Raw genomic sequence first — 20,044 nt, forward strand, 5'->3', positions numbered from 1 at the left:
CTCTCCGCATCACCCTCTCCCCTTGCGGGAGAGGGCAGGGTGAGGGGTAATAAAGCAGAAGCATTTTCCAACGCGCCCTATGTTCGCCCGCATCATCATCGCCGTTTGCCTCGCATGGCTTGCAGCCTGCTATTTCTCGTCGCCGGCCGCCGAGCCGCCGGCGAATGCGCCCGCTCCGCCTCCGGCCTCCGCGCCCTGGCAGATCACTGCCAAGCCCGCCGCCGCGTCGGTCCGCCAGGGGGGAGATGTCAAAATTGACCTCACGATCAAGAACATCTCCTCGGCAAACCAAACGATCGAAATGCCTCAAACCCTGTGGTACGCCCACAGCGACAATCCGTCGATCGAGTTTTTCTCGTGGCCGAAGCACGGCGGCCTCGGCCCCGTGATCGTCTTTAAATCGACAACGCTCAAGCCGGGCGAAACCCTCAGCCACGCCTGGACCGCCAAAATCCCCGCCACCGCAAAGCTCGGCCCCACAAAATTCCGCATCGGCATCTCGCTCCACCGCTCCCCATCGACGCTCGAATGGTCCGAACCGGCGGATATCGACATTACCGCAGACAAATGACCAGCGCGGTTGCCGGCGGCTTTGACTCGCGGCGTCAAGTATGCCGCCTCAAAGGAGCACCGCAGAAACTTGACCCTCGCTCGGCGGCGTAATTATACTGGAAGCGGTTCTGGCTCTTCGTTTTGTGCCGTTCTGGCGAGAAAGAGGCTCCGATGATGTGCTGTGTTCGATCGCTTCGGCCGCGTTTGGCGCTGCAAAGGATTGCCGCCATTGGTGTTTTGGCGATGTTGGCCGCCACTGTGAATTTCGTTGCCGATTTTGCCGCCGCCCAGCAGCCGTCGGCCCGCAAGGCGCCGCCGAGGGGGTTTCGCCGGCTCGGGCCGGGCGTCGAGACCACGATCCCGCGCCCCCTGGATCCGCACGATACGGTCACGCGGCACAACATGGTCGAACTGCTGGCGCCCGGCGTGGTGCCCGATCTCGATTGGACCCCCACCTACAGTTCGCCCACCAAGACGCTGAAGTCGCTGGCCACCGACCGAGCGTTCTATCGAACGGCGTGGTATCTGCAGTTCACCTTCAAACCGCTGCGGCTGATTCAGGTCGATGTTCCCGGCCCGAACGGGCAGCTCGAGCGGAAAGTGGTGTGGTACATGGTTTACCGGGTACAAAACCTCGGCGGGCAATTGAAGCCGGTTCCCAAAGAACCGCAAACGGCCGATGAATTGGCCGCCGCCCCGGATGTGCAATCGGTGGACGACATCGGGCCCCCCGGCATCGTCTTCATTCCCAAATTCTCGCTGGAAGCGACCATCGAAGGCCAACAGCAAGCCTACGCGGACCGCTTGATTCCCGTGGCCATCGACGCCATTCGCCGCCGCGAAGACCCGAACCGCAAGCTGCTCGATTCGGTGATGGTCAGCAGCCACCCGATTCCGCTCAGCACGCCGACCGGGGATCGCAGCGTGTGGGGCGTCGCGACTTGGACCGATATCGATCCGCGGATCGATTTCTTTTCGATTTATATCAATGGCCTCACGAACGCCTATCGCTGGACCGACCCGGCTCCGGAATCTCTGAAGCCGGGCGATCCGCCGGGCACGGGCCGCCAGTTCACCCACAAAACCTTGCAATTGAATTTCTGGCGGCCGGGCGATGAATTCGCTCTTTCCGAAGACGAAATCTATTTCGGCGCCCCGGCCGACAAAGTGGCGAAGCACACCAATCCCGACGAGGCCACGGCACCGGCCGAGGAGCCCTCGCCAATTGGCCGGAATTGGGATAAGATCATTGACTACCGCTGGATTTTCCGCTAAAAGAGGCGGCTCGACTGGCGGGACCGGCAGGGTTTTTGATTTTGGTGCGCAGGATTTCGCTGCCGGATGCCGGCCGAAGTTGCCCGCGCCGCCGCCATACGCAACTTTTTCAACATTCGAGCGTGGCTGGCCAGATCGGCCTCCAGGGAGCATACGATGGCACACAAAAAGGGCCAAGGGTCTAGCCGCAACGGACGCGATTCGCAGCCGCAGAAGCGAGGCGTCAAGCGCTTCGGCGGCGAACAGGTAATCGCCGGCAATATCCTCGTCCGCCAGGTCGGCAACCGCTTTCACCCGGGCCGGAACGTCGGCCAAGGGAAAGATTTTACGCTTTTTGCCCTGATCGACGGCGTGGTGGCCTTCGACCGCGAGGGGCGCCGTGTCAACGTGATCAACGCCAATTAGCGCAGTCCGGAAACCAACCTCGGCGACTGCCGCGAGATGACTGCCGCGAAATGACTGCCGCGCCCGACGGCTTCGCGCTTAGCAGTACCCACAATATTCACTGGGGGCAACCGAAAACGTCTCGGTCTGAAAGGCCGACTCTGCCAGCCCAGGCCGGAGCGCTTGTGAAAGAATGGGGACTGGCTCCGAACTCGCTCGATGAAACATCGGCAAAAATGGTCGGCGCGAGGTGCCTGTCCCCATTCTTTCACGTCCTCGGAGGCCTGGGGCAACCGCCCCGCACGACGCGTCGGCCCTGACAGGGCCGTTCAATTAGGCCGCGATTTGTGGAACGGCCCCTCCAGGACCGGACAACTTCGATGCATCGCGTAGCCAGGGCGACGCCGCTTCCGCGCGACTCCGCCCTGGGCTGACGCAACGAGCCTTTCAGGCTCAGATTTCGGATGCAATCGGCGTGATGACAGCAGCGGCATTTTTTACCAACGAACGCTGGTTCACTTCGGCCCCTCGGCCAAGCCGGGAACGCACGGCCTGCGGACCTAATGGCCACGTCGCGCGACCACTCTGAGCCAATTCCCCCGGCGTGAGCAATCATGTTTGTCGACCGCGTCAAAATTCAGGTTGCGGCGGGAAAAGGGGGCAGCGGCTGCCTTAGCTTTCGCCGGGAAAAATTCATTCCGCGCGGCGGTCCCGATGGCGGCGATGGCGGCCATGGCGGCAGCATAATCCTCGTCGCGCAGGCGGGCGTCGATAGCCTCGCGCCGCTGGCCCATCGCAAACATTGGCGAGCCGAAAATGGCACGCCCGGCAGCGGCAGCGATTGCCATGGCCGAAGCGCCGAGGATCTCGTGCTGCACGTGCCTCCCGGCACCGTCGTGTTCGACGCCGATGGAGCGTTCTTGCTCAAAGACTTGGCGCAGATCGGCGAGCAAGTGGTCGTCGCCCGCGGCGGCCGCGGCGGCTATGGAAACGCCCACTTCAAAACGTCGACCAATCGCGCCCCGCGCGAACACACGCCCGGCGGCGAAGGCGAAATTCGCAATCTGCTCCTGGAACTCAAAGTGATCGCCGATGTCGGCCTGGTCGGCAAACCGAACGCAGGCAAGAGCACGCTGCTCAGCCGATTGTCGCGAGCCCGGCCGGAAATTGCCGACTATCCGTTCACCACGAAGCACCCCATCCTGGGCTTGGTGGATGTCGACGCCGACCATTCGTTCGTAATGGCCGACTTGCCCGGGCTAATCGAAGGCGCCCACGCCGGCGTGGGCCTGGGGCACGAATTCTTGCGGCACATCGAACGAGCCGGCATCATCGTGCATTTGATCGAACCCCTGCCGGCCGACGGCTCCGATCCGCTTGCCAATTATCACACGATCCGATTCGAAGTGGAGCAGCACGCGGCGGAACTGGGCACGCGCCCAGAGATCCTACTGCTCAGCAAGTGCGAACTTCCCGGCTCCGACGAAGTGCATCGCCGGCTGAGCGAAGCGCTCGGCCGCGAAATCCTCCCCGTGAGCGCCGTGACGGGCCAAAATCTCGACAAGCTGCTCTGGAAAATCTCCACTGCTCTGGAGGAAAAGAAACGGCAGCCTCCCAAAGCGGACGAAGGCAGTGCACTCACCCGGAGCCGCGGAGACGCCTCGCAGCAGAAGTCCGACGCGGAAGTGAAGGTCGAGTGATCGCGGTTCCACATTGCGAATACCGATCGATCCGACGGCGATGAATTTGTAATTCTCCGCGCCTCCGCGGCGCCGCGTGATTCTTCCGCCAAGCCGCGCGCCCCGGCTTGTGGCCAATTCGGCCGCTTGCAATGAGTGTACATTTGTATTCTAATGCCGCGTAGACAACTCGGCACGAGGCACTTGTGACGGGCGATGCGGCGGAGGCTTTAAGACTTTGCGACAGTGACAACTTGCGACAGTGACAACTTGCGATTGTGACAACTTGCGACTGTGACAATGTGCGATTGTGACAACTTGCGATTGTGACAACTTGCGATTGTGACAATGTGCGGCTGTGAGGACCGGCCACTCCGCCCTCGGCGGCGCCTGCCCTCGTACCTCAACGCCTCACAGTCTCAAGCCTCAAGCCTTCCCCGCCTACGCGACGCCTAAGCGGCCCAACGTTCTTGTCCGCCGGCGTTGCCAGTCCGTCATGCTGCCCTACGGTGGTTCGGTTGGCTTTCGCGAAGGCCTTCTCGTCCATCGCCGGGCCGGCGCAACCGGTGCGATGTTGATCCCTCGCATCGGGCCAGCTAGTGATTGAGCCGAGAAGTTGATTCGTAGGCCCCTTACCCGCTCCTCCTGAGGTTTCCAGGAGACCCGAGCCCGAATGCGAAGCGACAAGTTTTCCGCGAAGCGCTTTGCGGAGAGCTTGCAGCGACGCCTTCACCGTGTGGTTCAAGACGGCTTTATGCGAATGGAAACCCAGTGGACCGCTGCTTAGGGTTCGAACGATGGGAAGCGCGGCGAATCGGCCCGTAGCGTCAACAGGGGCTGCGGTTTGCTGCGCGAGCGGTTGACGGGCGACCGCCCTTGCTGACGCGAGCGGCGCTGCCATGCAGCGCGGGGGCAACGCCTGCCGGCCATTCGACCATCGCAGTTCGAGCGCACGACACCCATCAATAGGGCGTGGATGGAACTGTTTCGGGTTGATTTGCCCTAGTCATGGGAGTTGCCGGAAAACCCGGGCGGTTGCGGCAGGAACAAGGCTGTTCTCGCCGCGATCGCCGACCCGTTGTGCGGTTTTAGCCACAACCCTCGCCGCACAGGTATTATGCGGTGCGCAAATCAAGAACGCCCGGCTCCTTGGGGGCGGCGGTACACGAAGCGTGCTTGTCGATGCGACAATCCATCCGCGCATAGGCCGCGGCGCGCAAGCTCCGCGGCCATGCTGCGCGCCGCGGGGCAGGTCGACCGGCCGTTCCGCCGGGAGCCCGACGCCTGTTTGCGGAAAGGGCCATCCGCGGGAACCAATGGCTGTTGGTCGGCAAGCCTGCGATCGGCTTCGAAAACGCAGAGTTGCAGTTTCAAGCTGCCCAGATATCGACCAGCCGTAGCGGCGCAATGGCACGGCCGATCTCGCCTGCGGTCCATTGCGTTGGCGAGGCGGCGCCAGCCGATTCTTGGTATACTTCCGCTCGCTCGCGGTTCTCCGATCGTCCCTTGTTCGCCCGCTGAAAATGTCTTCCGATCCTGTTACGCCGCTGATCGCCGTCGATGTCGGCAATAGCCGGATCAAATTGGGGCTGTTCGATCGCGCGGCGGAAATCGAAGAGGTTGTCGAGCCGATTCGCATTTTGGAATTGCCCGCCGTGGAATGGGATTCCGCGCGGCTGACCGCTTGGCTGCCGGCCGGCCCCATGTGGCCCGAATGGTGGATTGCCAGCGTGAATCGGCCGGCGGCTGCGCACTTGCAGGATTGGATCGTGCGGCAGGGTTCGACTCCGTCGGGCCATTCGGCGCCGGTGCGATTGCTGCATGTGGGCGATCTGCCGCTCGACGTTCGAGTCGAGCATCCCGAACGCGTTGGAATGGATCGTCTGGCGGCGGCGACGGCGGCGGCCCGATTGAGAGCGCCTCGCCGCGGCGCGATCCTCGTCGATTCCGGCAGTGCGATCACCGTGGATTACGTGTCGGCAGACGGCGCATTTCGGGGAGGGGCCATTTTGCCGGGAATGGGCCTCGCCGCTCGTGCCCTGCACGAGTTCACCGATCTCTTGCCGCTCGTTCCGCTCGGCGAACTTTCCGCACCGCCGCCGGCACTCGGAACGTCAACCGTCACCGCCATTCGCAGCGGCTTGTACTGGGGAGCGGTCGGTGCCGTGCGCGAACTTGCCGAGCGGCTGTCGGCCGGGATCGACCCGCAGCCGGAATTGTTTCTCACCGGCGGCGCCGGCCCGCATCTGGGCAAGGCGCTCAGCAATCCGGTGCGAATCCTGCCCCACCTGGTGCTCAGCGGAATTGCGCTCGCTCGCAGATGTTAGAGAACGCCGGCGGCTAGCGCCTTGCCGCTAACTTTTGCTGGCGAGGCGCGTGAACGGCAAGGCGCTAACACAACCAGCCACCTACGAACGGGGCCAGCCGCACACGAATGCACCAGCCGCACATATGGCAACGATTTCAATGAATTCACCGCGGCCGAATCCCGCTCAGCCAGATCATGTCGCCGTGCTGACGCCGGCAGGACGCGGGGCGGTTGCGTCGTTGAACGCCAGCGGTCCAACGGCGGCCCAAGTCGTCCAGCGACATTTCCAGCCGCATACTGCGGCGGGGAAAGCTCGACTTGCGCCGGGCCGAATCCATGTCGGCCTCTGGCGATCCGCGATTCCGGCCGAAACGGCTGCCGCGCTCGAAGCGGCGGAGGAAGTCGTCGTTTGCCGGCTCGAGTCGGAGCGGTTCGAAGTGCATTGCCATGGCGGCTCGGCCGCAGCACAACGAATCGTAGCCGATTTCTTGCACGACGGCTGTGCGCTGATCCCTTGGCACGACTGGATCGCGCTCGACGAATCGGATCCGATTCGAGCCGCCGCGCGCCGGCTGTTGACCAGCGCCCAAACCGAGCGGACGGCGATGATCCTGCTCGACCAATACAACGGCGCTCTCGCCGCCGCCCTGGCCGAGATCGAAGCGGCGCTGAACACGAATTCCATGGATGTCGCGATCTCGCAGATCGACAAGCTATTGGCGCGGGCCGGCGTCGGATTGCACTTGGTCACGCCCTGGAAGGTGGTCCTCGCCGGGCCGCCGAACGCCGGCAAAAGCAGCCTGATCAACGCCCTGGTCGGTTATCAGCGGTCGATCGTTCACAGCCTGCCGGGCACCACGCGCGACGCCCTGACCGCCGCTGCCGCTCTGGACGGTTGGCCCGTGGAGCTGATCGACACGGCGGGCCTGCGAATCTCCGCCGATCCATTGGAGGTCGCCGGCATCGCCCGAGCGCGGCAACAAATTGCCGCTGCCGACACAACGCTGTTGATCTTCGACGCCGCACAGCCCTGGAGCGACGAATCGGCAGCACTTGCAGACGAATATCCGCGAGCGACGATCCTCCACAACAAGATCGATCTGTTGGCACGGCGATCGGCCGGCGATGCACGACAAGTCGCCTTGACCGATCGCCCTCAGGGAATCGCCACCAGTGCGCTCGACGGCCAAGGAATTAGCACATTGATCCGCGAAACAATCCACCGGCTGATCCGGAGCGAACCGCCGCCCGGCGCCGCGGTGCCGTTCATGGCAAGCCATATCGAAGCACTGCGCGAGGCAAAAGGCCGTGCCCAGCGCACCCTTCGCCCGCAACCAACGTAGCAGGCACACTCCGTGTGCCGTCTGCCAAACACTGTGCCCACCACCCCGCGGAGCGCCAACACCCTTCGCCGGCAACTAACGTAGCAGGCACACTCCGTGTGCCGTCTGCCAAACACTGTGCCCACCACCCCGCGGAGCGCCAACAGCACACGGAGTGTGCCGGCTACGATTGAGCCCCTCTCGCCGCGCGTTGCAAGGATTTCAAACGTTCGTCGCACGGGTGGCGCGCCGTGCTTGCAGTGCAGTTTCTCTTTACACGGATGCCGGGCTTCACTATTCTCCCGCTCCCGTGTGCATCTGAAAACCGCAATTTCTCTCCTTCGGGTGACCCATGAATAATTTCGGCAAGCCGATATTGGTGTGTGCGTTGGCGGCGTTGTTGGCCGGCTCGACTCTTTCCGCTGGTGCGGCGGCGGATGATTTCCGCATTGAAACCAAGGTTTACGTCGGCAAGGAAACCGAGCCGGCCAGCGAAGACCTGACCTTGTTCCGCGGCGAACAGGTCTACGATTTCCTCAATAAGCCCGTCGAAATCACCGTCTTCGACAAGCCCCGTTCGCGCGTCATCCTGCTCGATCCGGTGCGGCGGGTAAAGGCGGAAATGACGATGGAACGCATCATGGCCTTCAGCGACGAGCTGAGAACCTGGTGCGGCAAGCAAGCCGATCCGCTGCTGAAGTTCGCCGCCGAACCGAGCTTCGACCAGTCGCTCGATGGCACGACCGGCGAGCTTGTCTTCACCAGTCCGTTTCTGACATACCGCGTGGCGACGGTGAAAGCGGGGACCGACGACATTGCCCGGCAGTATCTGGAATTCTCGAATTCTTACGCCCGGCTGAATGCGATGACGAATCCGGGTTCGACGCCTCCGTTCCCGCGATTGAAGATCGACGAGGCGCTGTTCGTGAGCCATGCGATTCCCGCGAAAGTGCAACTCACGATTCCGCCTCGCTCGCGATTCGGCGGCAAACCGATGATCGTGCGCAGCGAGCACAGCGTGAACTGGCGGCTGTTGGAGTCGGACCAGCAAAAGATCCAAGAGGCGGAAGAATTCTTGGTCACGTTCACGCCGCTAACGCTCGAGCGCTATCTGGGCTCGGCCCCTCCAGCCCCGGCAAAGCGCTAACCGCGCGCGGATCTGCCGATACCGCATTTCCTCGGGGCGCAAGCCCAGGAAAGGCCGCCAACGCGTTCTCGATTTCGCGGCCGCCTTTTTCGGCCTTTCCTGGGCTTCCGGCCGGCCGGCCGCCGTTGGCATCGCGCCGCCCTGCTTGCTACGATAAACGCTCACCGCTCGCCCGCGGACAGTCGGCACGTTTCTCCCGCGAAGCGTTCGGCCGACGCGACCGGCACCCCTTGGCTTGCCAACAAAAGGACCGAAGCACGATGCGCTGCCCCTGCCGAATTCTGATTGCAATAGTCGTCGCGCTTGCCGCGGCATGGGCCGGGACATCGGGCTCGCAGGCCGCTGAATTTACCGTCCAGCAAACGGACCGCGGCGTTACCGTCAAGCTCGACGGTCAACTGTTTACGGAGTATCTGATCCGCTCCGGCAACAAGCCGATTCTTTGGCCGATCATCGGGCCGAGCGGCGCGCCGCTGACTCGCGAATATTCGATGCGATCGGTCGCCGGCGAATCGCGCGACCACCCGCATCACCGCTCGTTTTGGTTTACGCACGGCAAGGTGAACGGCATCGATTTCTGGGGGGAAAGCGCCAAGGGGGGCGAAATCCGGCACCGCAAGTTTGCCGAGGTCCGCGGAGGCCCGACCGCGCGAATCGTGGCCCTCGACGATTGGCTCGACCACGATGGCCGGCGAGTGTGCGAAGATCGCCGCACGCTCGTCTTTCGTGCGGCCGAGGGCCAGCGATCGATCGACTTCGATATCCGCCTCACCGCCAGCGATGGCCGGCTCGTGTTCGGCGACACCAAGGAAGGAAGCTTTGGCATGCGCGTGGCCGACTGGCTGAAAGTCGATCCGCCCGGCCATGGCCGAATCGTCAACAGCGAAGGCCAGCACGACGCCGCAGCTTGGGGCCAACGCGCCTCGTGGGTCGATTACGACGCGCCGCACGACGGGCAAACGCTCGGCATCGCCATCCTCAATCATCCCTCGAGCTTTCGCTACCCGACGTATTGGCATGTGCGCACCTACGGGCTGTTCGCCGCGAATCCCTTCGGCAAAAGCGATTTCACTGCCAACAAGAGCAAGCCCGACGGTTCGGCGACCGTCGAGCCGGGCCGATCGCTATCGCTCCGTTACCGTGTAATTCTGCATGAGGGGGATGAGAAAAAAGCCCGCATCGCCGAAGCATTTGCCGCGTATGCGAAGGAGCAATTCGACGGGGAATAATCGCATTTCGGATCGCGAGACTGATCTTCGCAGCGCCGAAAAATGGATTTCGAAGACGCGGAATTTCCCGCAGGGAAGCGATCATGGCCAAGAGCAACTCGGGCAGCCACCGTCACGATTCTCCGCCGCCGACGCACCTGGGTCTTGAATCGTTCCGCGCCGCGCCTTCCGACGAAGGCCTTTCGCTCGACAAGCTCAAAGGCGCATTCGCGGCGATGCTCGGGGCGGGCGACGATCCCTATTCAATTCCGCCGGAGCCCGACGACGACCCCGTGCGCGCGGCAATCGTGGTGGAAGAAGAGGCCAGCGACGATCCGCCGGGATCGGATGCCGGTTGCGAAATCAACCCCCGAAGCATTCTCGAAGCGATGCTCTTCGTGGGCCTGCCAGACGGCGCTCCGATGACGGCTCGGCAGGTGGCCGGGCTGATGCGGGGCGTTCGGGCCGCCGAGATCGACGAACTGGTCCGGGATTTGAACGACGACTACGCCCGCACCGGCCGTCCTTATCGAATTGCAAGCGTGGGGGCCGGCTATCGGCTCGCCCTGCGCGACGAATTCGCAGCGGTGCGGCAGAAATTCGCCGGGCGGGCGGCGCAAGCGAAGCTGTCGGCCGCGGCAATCGAGGTGCTGGCAATCGTGGCCTATCATCAGCCGATCGAAGCTGCCGAGATTTCTCGCATGCGCGATACGTCCAGCGGCCGGCTGCTCGCGCAACTCGTCCGCCGGCAGTTGCTCCAGATCGATCGCGCTAGCCCTGAAGCCTCGCCGCGCTATTCGACCAGCGAGCGATTTCTACGGCTGGTGGGAATCGAAAGCCTCGCCGATCTCCCGAAAAGCCTTGAATTCGATCGGCAGCAGTAGCGTCGCGAACAACCTGCATTCTACGCAAGTTGCTCTCTTATATCGGCTTGCGCTCCAATGACCAGGCCTGGATAGGTTTCTCCATAGCGCCGTGGTACAATCGGGCCAGCGTTTTGGCGGCTGATTCTTCTGGCGGAAACTGAATCGGCCGGCGCTCCGCCGTGGGGATCTGCCCAGCGTCGGCCGGTTTGCCTGCGGCACAAATGGGGCCTGAATGTCCCAAAAATCTGAGAGCTCGATTTTCCACCGACTGGCTGTCGGGTGGCTCGGAAAACTGTCGCACACACCTCTGTGACCCCAATCGTGGCCGAACTCGTCGATGGCTGTACGGAACCGCGTCCGCGATTCGCGGAATTAGGGTCTTCGTTGCCGGTGGTCGTGCCGGCACTGTTGATGTGCGACTTCGGCCATCTCGCCGATGAAGTCCAGCGAATCGAGGCGGCGGGAGCCCAGGTACTGCATTTGGACGTGATGGATGGCCATTTCGTCCCAAATCTGAGTTATGGCATGATCGTGGTCGATGCCGTCAGGCGTCATACCAAGCTGCCGATCGAAGCCCATTTGATGATTTCGAACCCGGCCCAATACCTTGAGGCATATCACAACGCGGGGGCCGATCACCTGACGATCCACGTCGAAGCGGTCGATGATCCTCGGCCCTTGCTCGATGAAATCCACCGCATCGGAGCCGGCGCCGGATTGGCGCTCAATCCGCCGACGCCGGTTTCGAAGGTCGAACCGTATCTGAATGCTTGCGACTCCGTGCTGGTCATGAGTGTCATGCCCGGCTTTGGCGGCCAGGAGTTCGACGAGCGAGCCCTCGACAAGCTACGGGCGCTTCGCAAGCTTGCGGGGGAACGGCTGATGCTGGGGATCGACGGCGGCATTCATCCGGCCACGGTCGGCTCCGCCGCTGCCGCCGGCGCCCAATTGCTCGTCGCCGGATCGGCCATCTTCGCAAAACAAAATTATCGACAGGCACTCGGCGAACTGGGCATATTGGCCAGCCGCGCCGCCAAAGCTTGCTCGACCAAACCACCCTCATAAACAAGGTCTACCCCCCAAGAGCCGGCATTTGATTTGCGGGCAAATGGGGCTAGCATATCCAAAACGTCGATCGCCACGCATATGGTCCAGATTGCTTTAATTCGTCCTGGGACAACAGATTACGATCTTCAAGGTCGCATCCAAGGTCGCTTGGATATCCCGCTCAACCAGCAGGGGCTCGAACAGATTGCCGGCGCAATCGAGTGCCTGCGGGGGAGCTCGCTGGTGGCGCTCTACTCATCCATGTGCCGTGCGGCACAGGAAACAGCCGAGCTGCTCGGTCGCGAACTGGGCCTGAAGCCCAAAGCCCTCGAACGCTTGCAAAATCTCGATCATGGGCTGTGGCAGGGCATGCAAATCGACGAGGTCAAACGCAAGCAGCCGACCGTTTATCGGCAGTGGCAAGAGCATCCCGAGATCATCTGTCCGCCGAACGGCGAAATGCTCTCGGCCGTGGAAGAACGGACGGCCTTCGCTCTGGAAAAGCTGCTCCGCAAACATCGCTTTGGCACGATCGGACTGGTCGCGCCCGAGCCGCTCGCCAGCGTCATTCGCAGTCGTCTGCAAGGAACCGAAGTGCGCGATCTGTGGAAGGCCGTCAATGGTTGCGGCCGAGTCGAAATCCTGGAGGTTTCCACCCTTCCGCGAAGCCGGAGCAATGCTTCCACATCGGCGGGTTCGGCGGTCGTGCCGAAGATCGTCAATGGCCAATAGCCGATTTCAGCCTTTTCGGACAGAGCGGCAATCGTTAGCATTTGCCCATTTCCAGCCTCACCCGTCCACGAATTGCCATGGCTTCCGGAAAGGTCGAATCCGCTGCCGGTTCTAGTGGCTCCGAGCGTCCCAAGTGGAACAAACGGGGCGTGCCGGAAGGGCTTTGGCAGCTTTGTCCCGGCTGCCAATCGATGATCTATCGCAAGGAGGCCGAGAAGCGGCTGGGCGTTTGCCCCGAATGCGATTATCACTGGTACGTAAGCGCCGCCGAACGAATCACCCAAGTGCTCGACGAGGGGACCTTCGAGGAATGGTATGCCGACCTCGAGCCCGCCGATCCGCTTGGTTTCGCCGATAAGAAAGCCTATGCCGATCGCCTGAAGGCCGAGCAAAAACGCACCGGTTTGCGCGATGCCGCGATCGTCGGCTGTGGAATGATTCGCGCTCGCCGCGTCGCCTTCGGCGTCACCGATTCGGCTTTCATCATGGGAAGCATGGGCTCGGTCGTCGGCGAAAAGCTGACCCGGCTTACCGAGCGGGCCACCGCAGAAAAGCTGCCGCTGATCATCATCAGCGGTTCCGGCGGCGGGGCCCGGATGCACGAAGGCATTCTATCGCTGATGCAGATGGCCAAGGTGTCGGCAGCGCTCGCCCGGCATGGCCGGGCCGGGGGCTTGTTCATCAGCGTGCTGACCAATCCGACGATGGGCGGCGTGGCGGCTAGTTTTGCCTCGCTCGGCGATTTGGTGTTTGCCGAACCGAAAGCCTTGATTGGCTTTGCCGGGCCACGCACGATCAAAGCCACTATTCGGATCGAGCTTCCGAAGGGCTTTCAGACCAGTGAATTTCTCCTCGAGCACGGTTTCATCGATCGCATCGTCCGCCGCAGCGACCTGAAACCGGAAATCGCGCGCACGATCGACTATTGCGGCAAGTAAGCCGCGGCCGAAAAACACCTTCTCCGCAGCCCCTTCTCCCCTTGCCGGAGAGGGCAGCGTGAGGGTTCGAAAAACGGAAGTTATTTTTCGGCCGAGACTAAGCTAGAATGGAGCCAATCGGGATCGGCAAATCGTTCGGTCGCCGGAGGTCCGGCATCGGTTCTTTGCTGCTGGGGCTGGTTGTGACTCGGGCGGTCGGGTGTCGCGCGCGGTTTCATCTTCGACAATTGCCGGATCATTTCGCATGGGCCTTCTCGGCTCGATAAAATCGCTCCTTGCGTCAAAGCTCGACGTTGCCAAGCGATTCGAGTTGCAGCGCGAAGCCATCTCGGGAACGATGTCGGCGTTTCACATGGCGCGCGACCGGCAGAGCGGCAAGATCGTCGGGCTGAAACTGCTCGACCCGGCAAAGACGGCCGCGTTCGAGGCCCGCTTCAAAGGCCTCAACAAACCGAGCGAAGGCGAAATCGGCCAGGCCATTCGCCATCCGAATGTCGTTGAAACGCTGGAATTCGGCGTCACCACCACCGGCCAGCAATACGTGGTGCTCGAATATCTCGACGGCCCGGGGCTGAACTCGGTGATCGTGGCCCGCGACCGGCGATTGGATGGCCGGCGCGTGCACCTTTTGCGGCAAGCGGCCGAGGCGTTGCGGGCCGTGCATCAGGCCGGGTTCATGCACCACGATATTTGCCCGCGAAATTTCGTTTGCTCGAAAGACTTCACGTCACTCAAGCTGATCGATTTCGGGCTGACCGTGCCCGCCACGCCCGACTTCATGAAGCCGGGCAATCGCACCGGCACGCCGAACTACATGGCCCCGGAGGTGGTCCACCGCAAGAAGAACGACCATCGGCTCGACATTTTTTCCTTCGGCGCGACCGCGTTCGAACTTTGCACGTTCGAGCTTCCCTGGGCCCGCGGCGCCACGGGCCAGGTAGCGCTCGGACACGATCAAGCCGCCGACGTCCGCACGCTCCGCCCACGCATCCAGCCTCGCCTGGGCGAGGCGATCAACCGCTCGTTGATTGCCAACCCCGACGAGCGACTGGCCTCGATGGACCAGTTTTTGAAATTGCTGGGCGATCTCACAACCGAAGACCTGCCTGCCTAACCCCGGCCTTGTGAAAGAATGGGGACTCGCTCCGGAATTCGCTGGATCAAACTCCCGGCAAACGGCCGGTGTGAGGCGCCTGTGCCCATTCTTTCACACAAATTCAACGCATCCAATTCAACGCATCGAATTCAACGCTCGACGGTGGTGGCCGCCGCTTCTTCCTCGACACGCGCAGTTCCGCCGGTCGCCCGGAATGCCGGATCGAGTTCTTCGCGCAGCACGACCATCTCGCGCGGGGCTTCAATCCCCAGCCGCACTTTGTCGCCGGACAGGCGCACCACCGTGACCACGATCGAATCGCCGACCCGAATCCGCTGGCTTTCTTTTCGCGAGAGAACCAACATGCAATCACCTCCTTGAGTTGAATGACTGTATACTTGTACACAGTCAGTGAACGGCTGTCAATGTTATTTCGCGTCGAATCGGCGGTCGTCGAATGCGGGCACTGAAGCGACCTTGCAGAATAGATAGAATGGGGCGTCCGCCGATAAGATAAGCTATCGGCAAAATGCGCAAGGCGACTTCGCTGTTCAAGCGCGAAATCTTAGAAAATGGCGAAGATGGCGAATCGCTCCCACGATGCATGGCGGCGTTCTTGACGTGCCGCGCTCACGACCAGCGCTTGCTCACCTCGCGGCGCATGAAGGCCAATGCGTCGCGGGCAAGTTGCTCTTCGCTCTGATACATGCGACGCCAGATTTTCGTCGCGGCCACCAGCGCCGGCAGCGCCAGGCCAAACGCTTCGACGACCATCCAACCGTCGTAGTTCACTTCGCGGAGGGCGTCGTATGTGGCCGACCAGGGAATGTTGCCCGTGCCCGGCGTGCTGCGGTCGTTTTCGGAAATGTGCACCAGGGCCATCAGCGGCGCGGCCGTGCGGATTGCCTCGGCGGGGCTTTTTTCCTCGATATTCGCGTGAAACGTGTCGTACATCATCCGGCAACTGGGATGATTCACCTCGCGGATGAAGCGGGCCATGTCGGCGGCAGTGTTCAACAGATAGCACTCGAAGCGATTCAGATATTCGACGGCCAAGCCGACGCCGGCCTGCTTTGCATGCACGGCAACCTCGCGCATGCTTTCGACGCCCCGCTGCAATTCCTCGGCCGTTGGTCCGCTGCCGGAAAACTCACCGATGGCCGAATGATAGGGGCCGACCAGCAACTGCGCGCCGACCGCCTGGCAGCAATCGAGCGTGCGCTTCGAGGCGGCAATGCCTGCCGCGCGAATTTTCGGATCGGAGCTGATCGGATTATCGGCGCTGCCGCGGACCGTGACCGCCGTTCGCTCAAGGCCCAGTTCGTCGAGCCGCCGGCCCCAAGCCGCGTAATCGAGCGACAGATCGAAGAGCGGAATCTCGACGCCGTCGTAGCCGATCTGCTTGATTTTCTCGAGCGCCGGCAGCAGGCCGTCGTGCAAGTGATCGGACCAAAGCAGCAAATTCATGCCGTATTTCATGGCGAGATTCCGCGGGCAAAGGGATTAGGGTGGGATTGGCAACGGGCGTCGTGCCACCAATTTGCCATCCGCCGCGGTAAATCGCAAGCGGCAGCCTTGGCACACGCACCGGCCCGAACCAGCCGTTCCGCCCCCGTCAGAGATGCCGAACATACTCGACTTGCACGAGCCTGTCTGGCTCTTGGACAGAATAGAGCACTGCCAACGGAGCGATTTCGAATCGCAGAAACCCCTCGGCGGCCACCGCACCGACCCCAAGCGGATGCTCAGCTAACTGCCGGTCGATAGCGTCCGACGCCCGTGCTACGGCCGCTCGGTCAATCGAAGTTCTCCATACGTCTGCGAGCAAGCCCTGTGCATTCTGAGTCCAAGTGACCGTGAACCGGATCATGCGTTCTCGGGCCAAATGGCACGGAGATGCTCAAGAACCTCTTGCGTCGTGCGGCATTGGCCGGGATTCGCCCGAGAGCGTTTTGCGGCTTCGATTTCCGCGTCGGTGAAGACATACCCGCTTGGCGGCGCCTTCGCCGCGGGAGGAATAATGCCTAGCACATTTCCGTCGGGATCACACACCTGGATCGGCTCGCGGGCATTGAGAACAATCTGCGCTTGCGCATCGTCGAGAATGATTTGCGTCATATATGCGAACGCCTCCACCAGCTATTGTAGCAGCGGTTTCGCAATCGCTCAATTTTGCCTAACACCCTCTAGCGGATTTCAACCCATTGCCCGCTCTTCGCGCTGGCGAGCACGGCATCGCAGATTTTTTGCGTTTCCAATGCCGCGCGGAAATCGGGTTGCACGGGCTTGCCGGTCTCGAGGCTCTTGAGGAAATCGGCCAAGGCGTTGATGAACGTATGCTCGTAGCCGATCGTGCAGCCCGGCACCCACCACTGCTTCATATACGGATGCTCGGGATTGGTGACATGGATCTTCTGCCAGCCGGTCAGATGCGATTCGATTTTCTTGCCCGTGGTGGGATCGCTGTATTTGAAATATTGCAGATATTGCGGATCTTCGAGATCGAAATACACGCTCCCCGCCTCGCCGTTCAGCTCGAAGGTGTTGAAGTTTTTTCGCCCGCGTGCGTAGCGCGTGCTTTCGAACGTGCCCATCGAGCCGTTTTCGAACACGGCCAGGAACATGCAGGCATCGTCGATGCCGACGGGCTGGACCTTGCCGGTTTCGGCATGCACGCGTTCCTTGACGAACGTTTCGGTCTTCGCGGTCACGCGACGGATCGGGCCGTTGAGCCACATCGCCGTGTCGATCGAATGGGCCAGCAGATCGCCGGTGACACCGGAGCCCGCCACGCTCGAATCCAATCGCCACAATCCGGCCCCGCCTTGCGGCACATCGGCGGCGATCGTCCAGTCTTGCAGATACGTGGCTCGATAATGGAACGGCCGGCCGATGCGCTTTTCATCGACCAACTGCCGGGCTAGCGCGATCGCCGGCACGCGGCGATAATTGAACCAGACCATGTTGGGCACTTTGGCCCGCTCGATGGCGGCGGCCATTTCCTCCCCTTCGGCCACGCTCATCGCCAGCGGCTTTTCGCAGAGCACCATCTTGCCCGCCGCGGCTGCCGCGAGAGCGATTTCCTTGTGCGTGTTGTTCGGCGTGCCGATATCGATCAGGTCGATATCTTTGCGCTCGATGAGCTTTCGCCAATCGGTCTCGTAGGATTCGTAGCCCCAGTTTTCGGCGAACGCTTTGATCTTATCGGCCTTGCGAGCGCAGCACGCTTTGAGCACGGGGCGATATTCGAGCGGAAAAAACTGGCTGACCTGCCGATACGCATTCGAATGCGCCCGGCCCATGAAGCCGTAGCCGATCATGCCGATGTTGAGAGGCTTTGACATGAGGTTCTCGCGGGAGGGTGTTTGTGTCGGTTTTTTCGTAGCCCGGCGTTTGCGCCTGGATCAATCTGCTGTAATCGAGCGTTCGCGCCGATTCGGTTCTTTTATGTAGCCCAGGCGTTTACGCCTGGGACTCCGTCAGCTCTCCATCCTCGTTTTCAGCCCACTTCAGCGGGCTTTGCCGCGGCTTCAGCCAAAGATGCGTCCCAATCGTCGGTCAGTATTTCAGCGCATTCCAACTAGTTCGAAAGCCGCCCCGATCGATGTTGTTCTTCCTGATTGTCGATGTATCGGCTGACTTTCTCCACTTCGTCCTCGCGAAGCGACAAAACGCCGTATCCTTCCTGCCAAAGCAGTTTGAACTTTGGTCGCAACTCATGATTAACGCGATACGCCGTTGCGCCTTTCACCTTGCCGATAAACTCGCTGATTGACAATGCCGGTGGAAGCCGAACGAGCAGACGAAGATGGTCCGGCATCGCATTGTGCCGTATTGGTCGGCCGCCGCGGGTCAGCACTTCCTCATGTAGCACTTGCAGAATTGGGGGACGGATCGAGCGATCAATGTGCGGCTCTCGCGCGTGCGTCGCCCACGTGAAATGATAAAATAGCTGATGAAAGACGTGACCCATGTTCGCCGAGCGCCAAGGGGCTAAAGCCGACGTGGTTAAGCCCCATGAACGGGGCTGGAAGTTGGTTTGGTCTGACTGGCGACCCAGGCGTAAACGCCTGGGCTACAAAAAAAGTTACGCTAGCGATTTATTCGTTCCATCCGTGCGCGTCGCGCACCGCCACCATGGCGCCCAAAATGTCTTGCCATGTTTGCGGCTTCATCATCGTGGCATTGGGGAACATGCAGCCGTCCCAGCAGATGTGGCGGCAGCGCTTGGTGAGATTTCCCTGTTCGTCGCGGAGCCAGAAGCCGGCGACTTTCACAATGTCGAGCTTGCCGTTGGGATCGTTCGGCAAGCAATGCCGGCCGGTCTTGTCGTGCGAACCGGTGCCATGCACTGTGGCGTCGTTTTGGGCGACGTGAAAGTCATTCGTCCACGGGCGCAGGGCGGCCGTGATTTGCGTCAGGGCCGCGTCGAGCTTTGCCGTGTCGCGCCAATTGAAATCGGCGGGCAGGATCGCATCTTCCGGGGCGTTGATCCCCAGCACGTACAGCAGCGTATGGGCCATGTCGGCCTGGAAGCCGAGCGTTTGCGGGCGATCGACCATTTCCAAGAGCTGCACCATGCGCCGCCAACTGTGCATGCCGCCCCAGCAAATCTCTCCCTCGGCCGAAAGCTGCTCGCCGAAATCCTCGGCGATTCCGCAGGCCTGGCGAAATGTGTCGGCGATCCGCCGCGTGTTGGCTTCAGGATCGCCCGCGCACCATTCGGCAACGCTCGTGGCCGAGTCGATCCGCACGACGCCGTCCTTGCGGATGCCGAGTTCGCGGAGCTTCTTCGCGATGCGGCAACCTTTGCGCACGGAATCGAGAAATTTTTGGCGATCGGCGTCGCTTCCCATCGCCGCGCCGCCGCCGGTCGGAGGCCAAACCGGCGCCACGACCGATCCGATGGCCAGCCCGCGCTTGGCTGCTTTGTCGGCGAGCGATTTTAAATCGTCGTCCGAGGCGTCGATATCGACATGCGGGGCGAAGAGGAACAGATCGAAGCCATCGAACTTCTGGCCATCGACTTCCGCGCCGGCCGTGAGGTCGAGCATCGTATCCAGATCGATGGGCGGCTCGGCATCGCCCCCCTTGCCGACGACTCCGGGCCACGCGGCATTGTGCAGCTTCGGGAATTTGTTGGGATGATTCGCCATAACCGTTGTCCCTCGGGAATTGTCTAATGCCGAATGGTAAATTGTCTTTTCGTGATCCAGGCGTTCACGCCCGGTTTTGCTTTTCCGTAGCCGAGGCGTTCACGCCCGGTTTTTGTTTTTACTTAGCCCAGGCGTTCACGCCTGTGGGTTGCGAAGAACTGTTAAGAATGCCTTTAGCCCGCTTCAGCGGGCTTTGCTCCGGCTTTAGCCAGAAACGCCGCCGAGTCATCCGTCGGCTCTTCGATGCTTTCCAACAACTCTGAAAGATGGCCTGAACGTGGTGTTGCTCCTGATTGTCGATATATCTGCTGACCTTTTCCACTTCGTCCTTCCG

Annotated in this window: 18 protein-coding genes and 1 pseudogene; 13 read left to right on the forward strand and 6 right to left on the reverse strand. The window is 61.7% G+C overall.

Annotated features, from left to right (window positions below; translation table 11 throughout):
- Positions 1-79 precede the first annotated feature (79 nt).
- From VHX65_03540 to VHX65_03600, 13 genes and pseudogenes are all read left to right on the forward strand, one after another.
- Positions 80-571: a hypothetical protein gene (locus VHX65_03540; GenBank protein HEX3997606.1), complete on the forward strand. Its 492-nt coding sequence runs from the start codon at positions 80-82 to the stop codon at positions 569-571.
- Positions 572-795: 224 nt separating this feature from the next.
- Positions 796-1,827 carry a hypothetical protein gene (locus VHX65_03545; protein ID HEX3997607.1) on the forward strand — a complete coding sequence of 344 codons (1,032 nt, stop codon included), beginning with the start codon at positions 796-798 and terminating at the stop codon, positions 1,825-1,827.
- A 156-nt stretch (positions 1,828-1,983) separates the two neighbouring features.
- Positions 1,984-2,232: a 50S ribosomal protein L27 gene (gene rpmA, locus VHX65_03550; protein HEX3997608.1), complete on the forward strand. Its 249-nt coding sequence runs from the start codon at positions 1,984-1,986 to the stop codon at positions 2,230-2,232.
- Positions 2,233-2,825: 593 nt separating this feature from the next.
- Positions 2,826-3,851 (forward strand): annotated as a pseudogene (gene obgE, locus VHX65_03555) (GTPase ObgE).
- Positions 3,852-5,413: 1,562 nt separating this feature from the next.
- Complete coding sequence (locus VHX65_03560; protein HEX3997609.1) at positions 5,414-6,217, forward strand: type III pantothenate kinase; 804 nt, start codon at positions 5,414-5,416, stop codon at positions 6,215-6,217.
- Positions 6,218-6,341: 124 nt separating this feature from the next.
- Complete coding sequence (locus tag VHX65_03565; GenBank protein ID HEX3997610.1) at positions 6,342-7,541, forward strand: GTPase; 1,200 nt, start codon at positions 6,342-6,344, stop codon at positions 7,539-7,541.
- A 331-nt stretch (positions 7,542-7,872) separates the two neighbouring features.
- Entirely contained in the window at positions 7,873-8,667 is a 795-nt protein-coding gene (locus VHX65_03570; protein ID HEX3997611.1) for a hypothetical protein, read from the forward strand.
- A gap of 260 nt (positions 8,668-8,927) precedes the next feature.
- Positions 8,928-9,896, forward strand: a complete 969-nt coding sequence (locus tag VHX65_03575; protein HEX3997612.1) for a PmoA family protein — start codon at positions 8,928-8,930, stop codon at positions 9,894-9,896.
- An 83-nt stretch (positions 9,897-9,979) separates the two neighbouring features.
- Positions 9,980-10,759, forward strand: a complete 780-nt coding sequence (locus VHX65_03580) for an SMC-Scp complex subunit ScpB (GenBank protein ID HEX3997613.1) — start codon at positions 9,980-9,982, stop codon at positions 10,757-10,759.
- Positions 10,760-11,062: 303 nt separating this feature from the next.
- Positions 11,063-11,806, forward strand: a complete 744-nt coding sequence (gene rpe / locus VHX65_03585) for a ribulose-phosphate 3-epimerase (protein HEX3997614.1) — start codon at positions 11,063-11,065, stop codon at positions 11,804-11,806.
- A gap of 81 nt (positions 11,807-11,887) precedes the next feature.
- Entirely contained in the window at positions 11,888-12,520 is a 633-nt protein-coding gene (locus tag VHX65_03590) for a histidine phosphatase family protein (GenBank protein HEX3997615.1), read from the forward strand.
- Between the two features lie 77 nt (positions 12,521-12,597).
- On the forward strand, positions 12,598-13,458 hold the full coding sequence (gene accD / locus VHX65_03595) for an acetyl-CoA carboxylase, carboxyltransferase subunit beta (protein HEX3997616.1): 861 nt from the start codon (positions 12,598-12,600) through the stop codon (positions 13,456-13,458).
- Between the two features lie 244 nt (positions 13,459-13,702).
- Positions 13,703-14,572: a serine/threonine-protein kinase gene (locus VHX65_03600; GenBank protein HEX3997617.1), complete on the forward strand. Its 870-nt coding sequence runs from the start codon at positions 13,703-13,705 to the stop codon at positions 14,570-14,572.
- 131 nt (positions 14,573-14,703) lie between these two features.
- On the opposite strand, the gene VHX65_03605 is transcribed toward VHX65_03600, so the two are convergent.
- The 6 genes from VHX65_03605 to VHX65_03630 all read right to left on the reverse strand — a co-directional run bounded on the left by VHX65_03605 (position 14,704) and on the right by VHX65_03630 (position 19,710).
- Complete coding sequence (locus tag VHX65_03605) at positions 14,704-14,919, reverse strand: carbon storage regulator (GenBank protein HEX3997618.1); 216 nt, start codon at positions 14,917-14,919, stop codon at positions 14,704-14,706.
- 265 nt (positions 14,920-15,184) lie between these two features.
- Positions 15,185-16,033: a sugar phosphate isomerase/epimerase gene (locus VHX65_03610; protein ID HEX3997619.1), complete on the reverse strand. Its 849-nt coding sequence runs from the start codon at positions 16,031-16,033 to the stop codon at positions 15,185-15,187.
- A gap of 387 nt (positions 16,034-16,420) precedes the next feature.
- Positions 16,421-16,672 carry a hypothetical protein gene (locus VHX65_03615; GenBank protein HEX3997620.1) on the reverse strand — a complete coding sequence of 84 codons (252 nt, stop codon included), beginning with the start codon at positions 16,670-16,672 and terminating at the stop codon, positions 16,421-16,423.
- A 68-nt stretch (positions 16,673-16,740) separates the two neighbouring features.
- Complete coding sequence (locus VHX65_03620) at positions 16,741-17,898, reverse strand: Gfo/Idh/MocA family oxidoreductase (GenBank protein HEX3997621.1); 1,158 nt, start codon at positions 17,896-17,898, stop codon at positions 16,741-16,743.
- A 236-nt stretch (positions 17,899-18,134) separates the two neighbouring features.
- Positions 18,135-18,527: an IS200/IS605 family transposase gene (gene tnpA, locus VHX65_03625; GenBank protein ID HEX3997622.1), complete on the reverse strand. Its 393-nt coding sequence runs from the start codon at positions 18,525-18,527 to the stop codon at positions 18,135-18,137.
- A 127-nt stretch (positions 18,528-18,654) separates the two neighbouring features.
- The gene (locus VHX65_03630; protein ID HEX3997623.1) at positions 18,655-19,710 is read right to left on the reverse strand and encodes a TIM barrel protein; all 1,056 of its coding nucleotides are present in this window, start codon (positions 19,708-19,710) and stop codon (positions 18,655-18,657) included.
- Positions 19,711-20,044: the final 334 nt, after the last annotated feature.

This window comes from Pirellulales bacterium, assembly GCA_036267355.1.
Classification (GTDB): domain Bacteria; phylum Planctomycetota; class Planctomycetia; order Pirellulales; family DATAWG01; genus DATAWG01.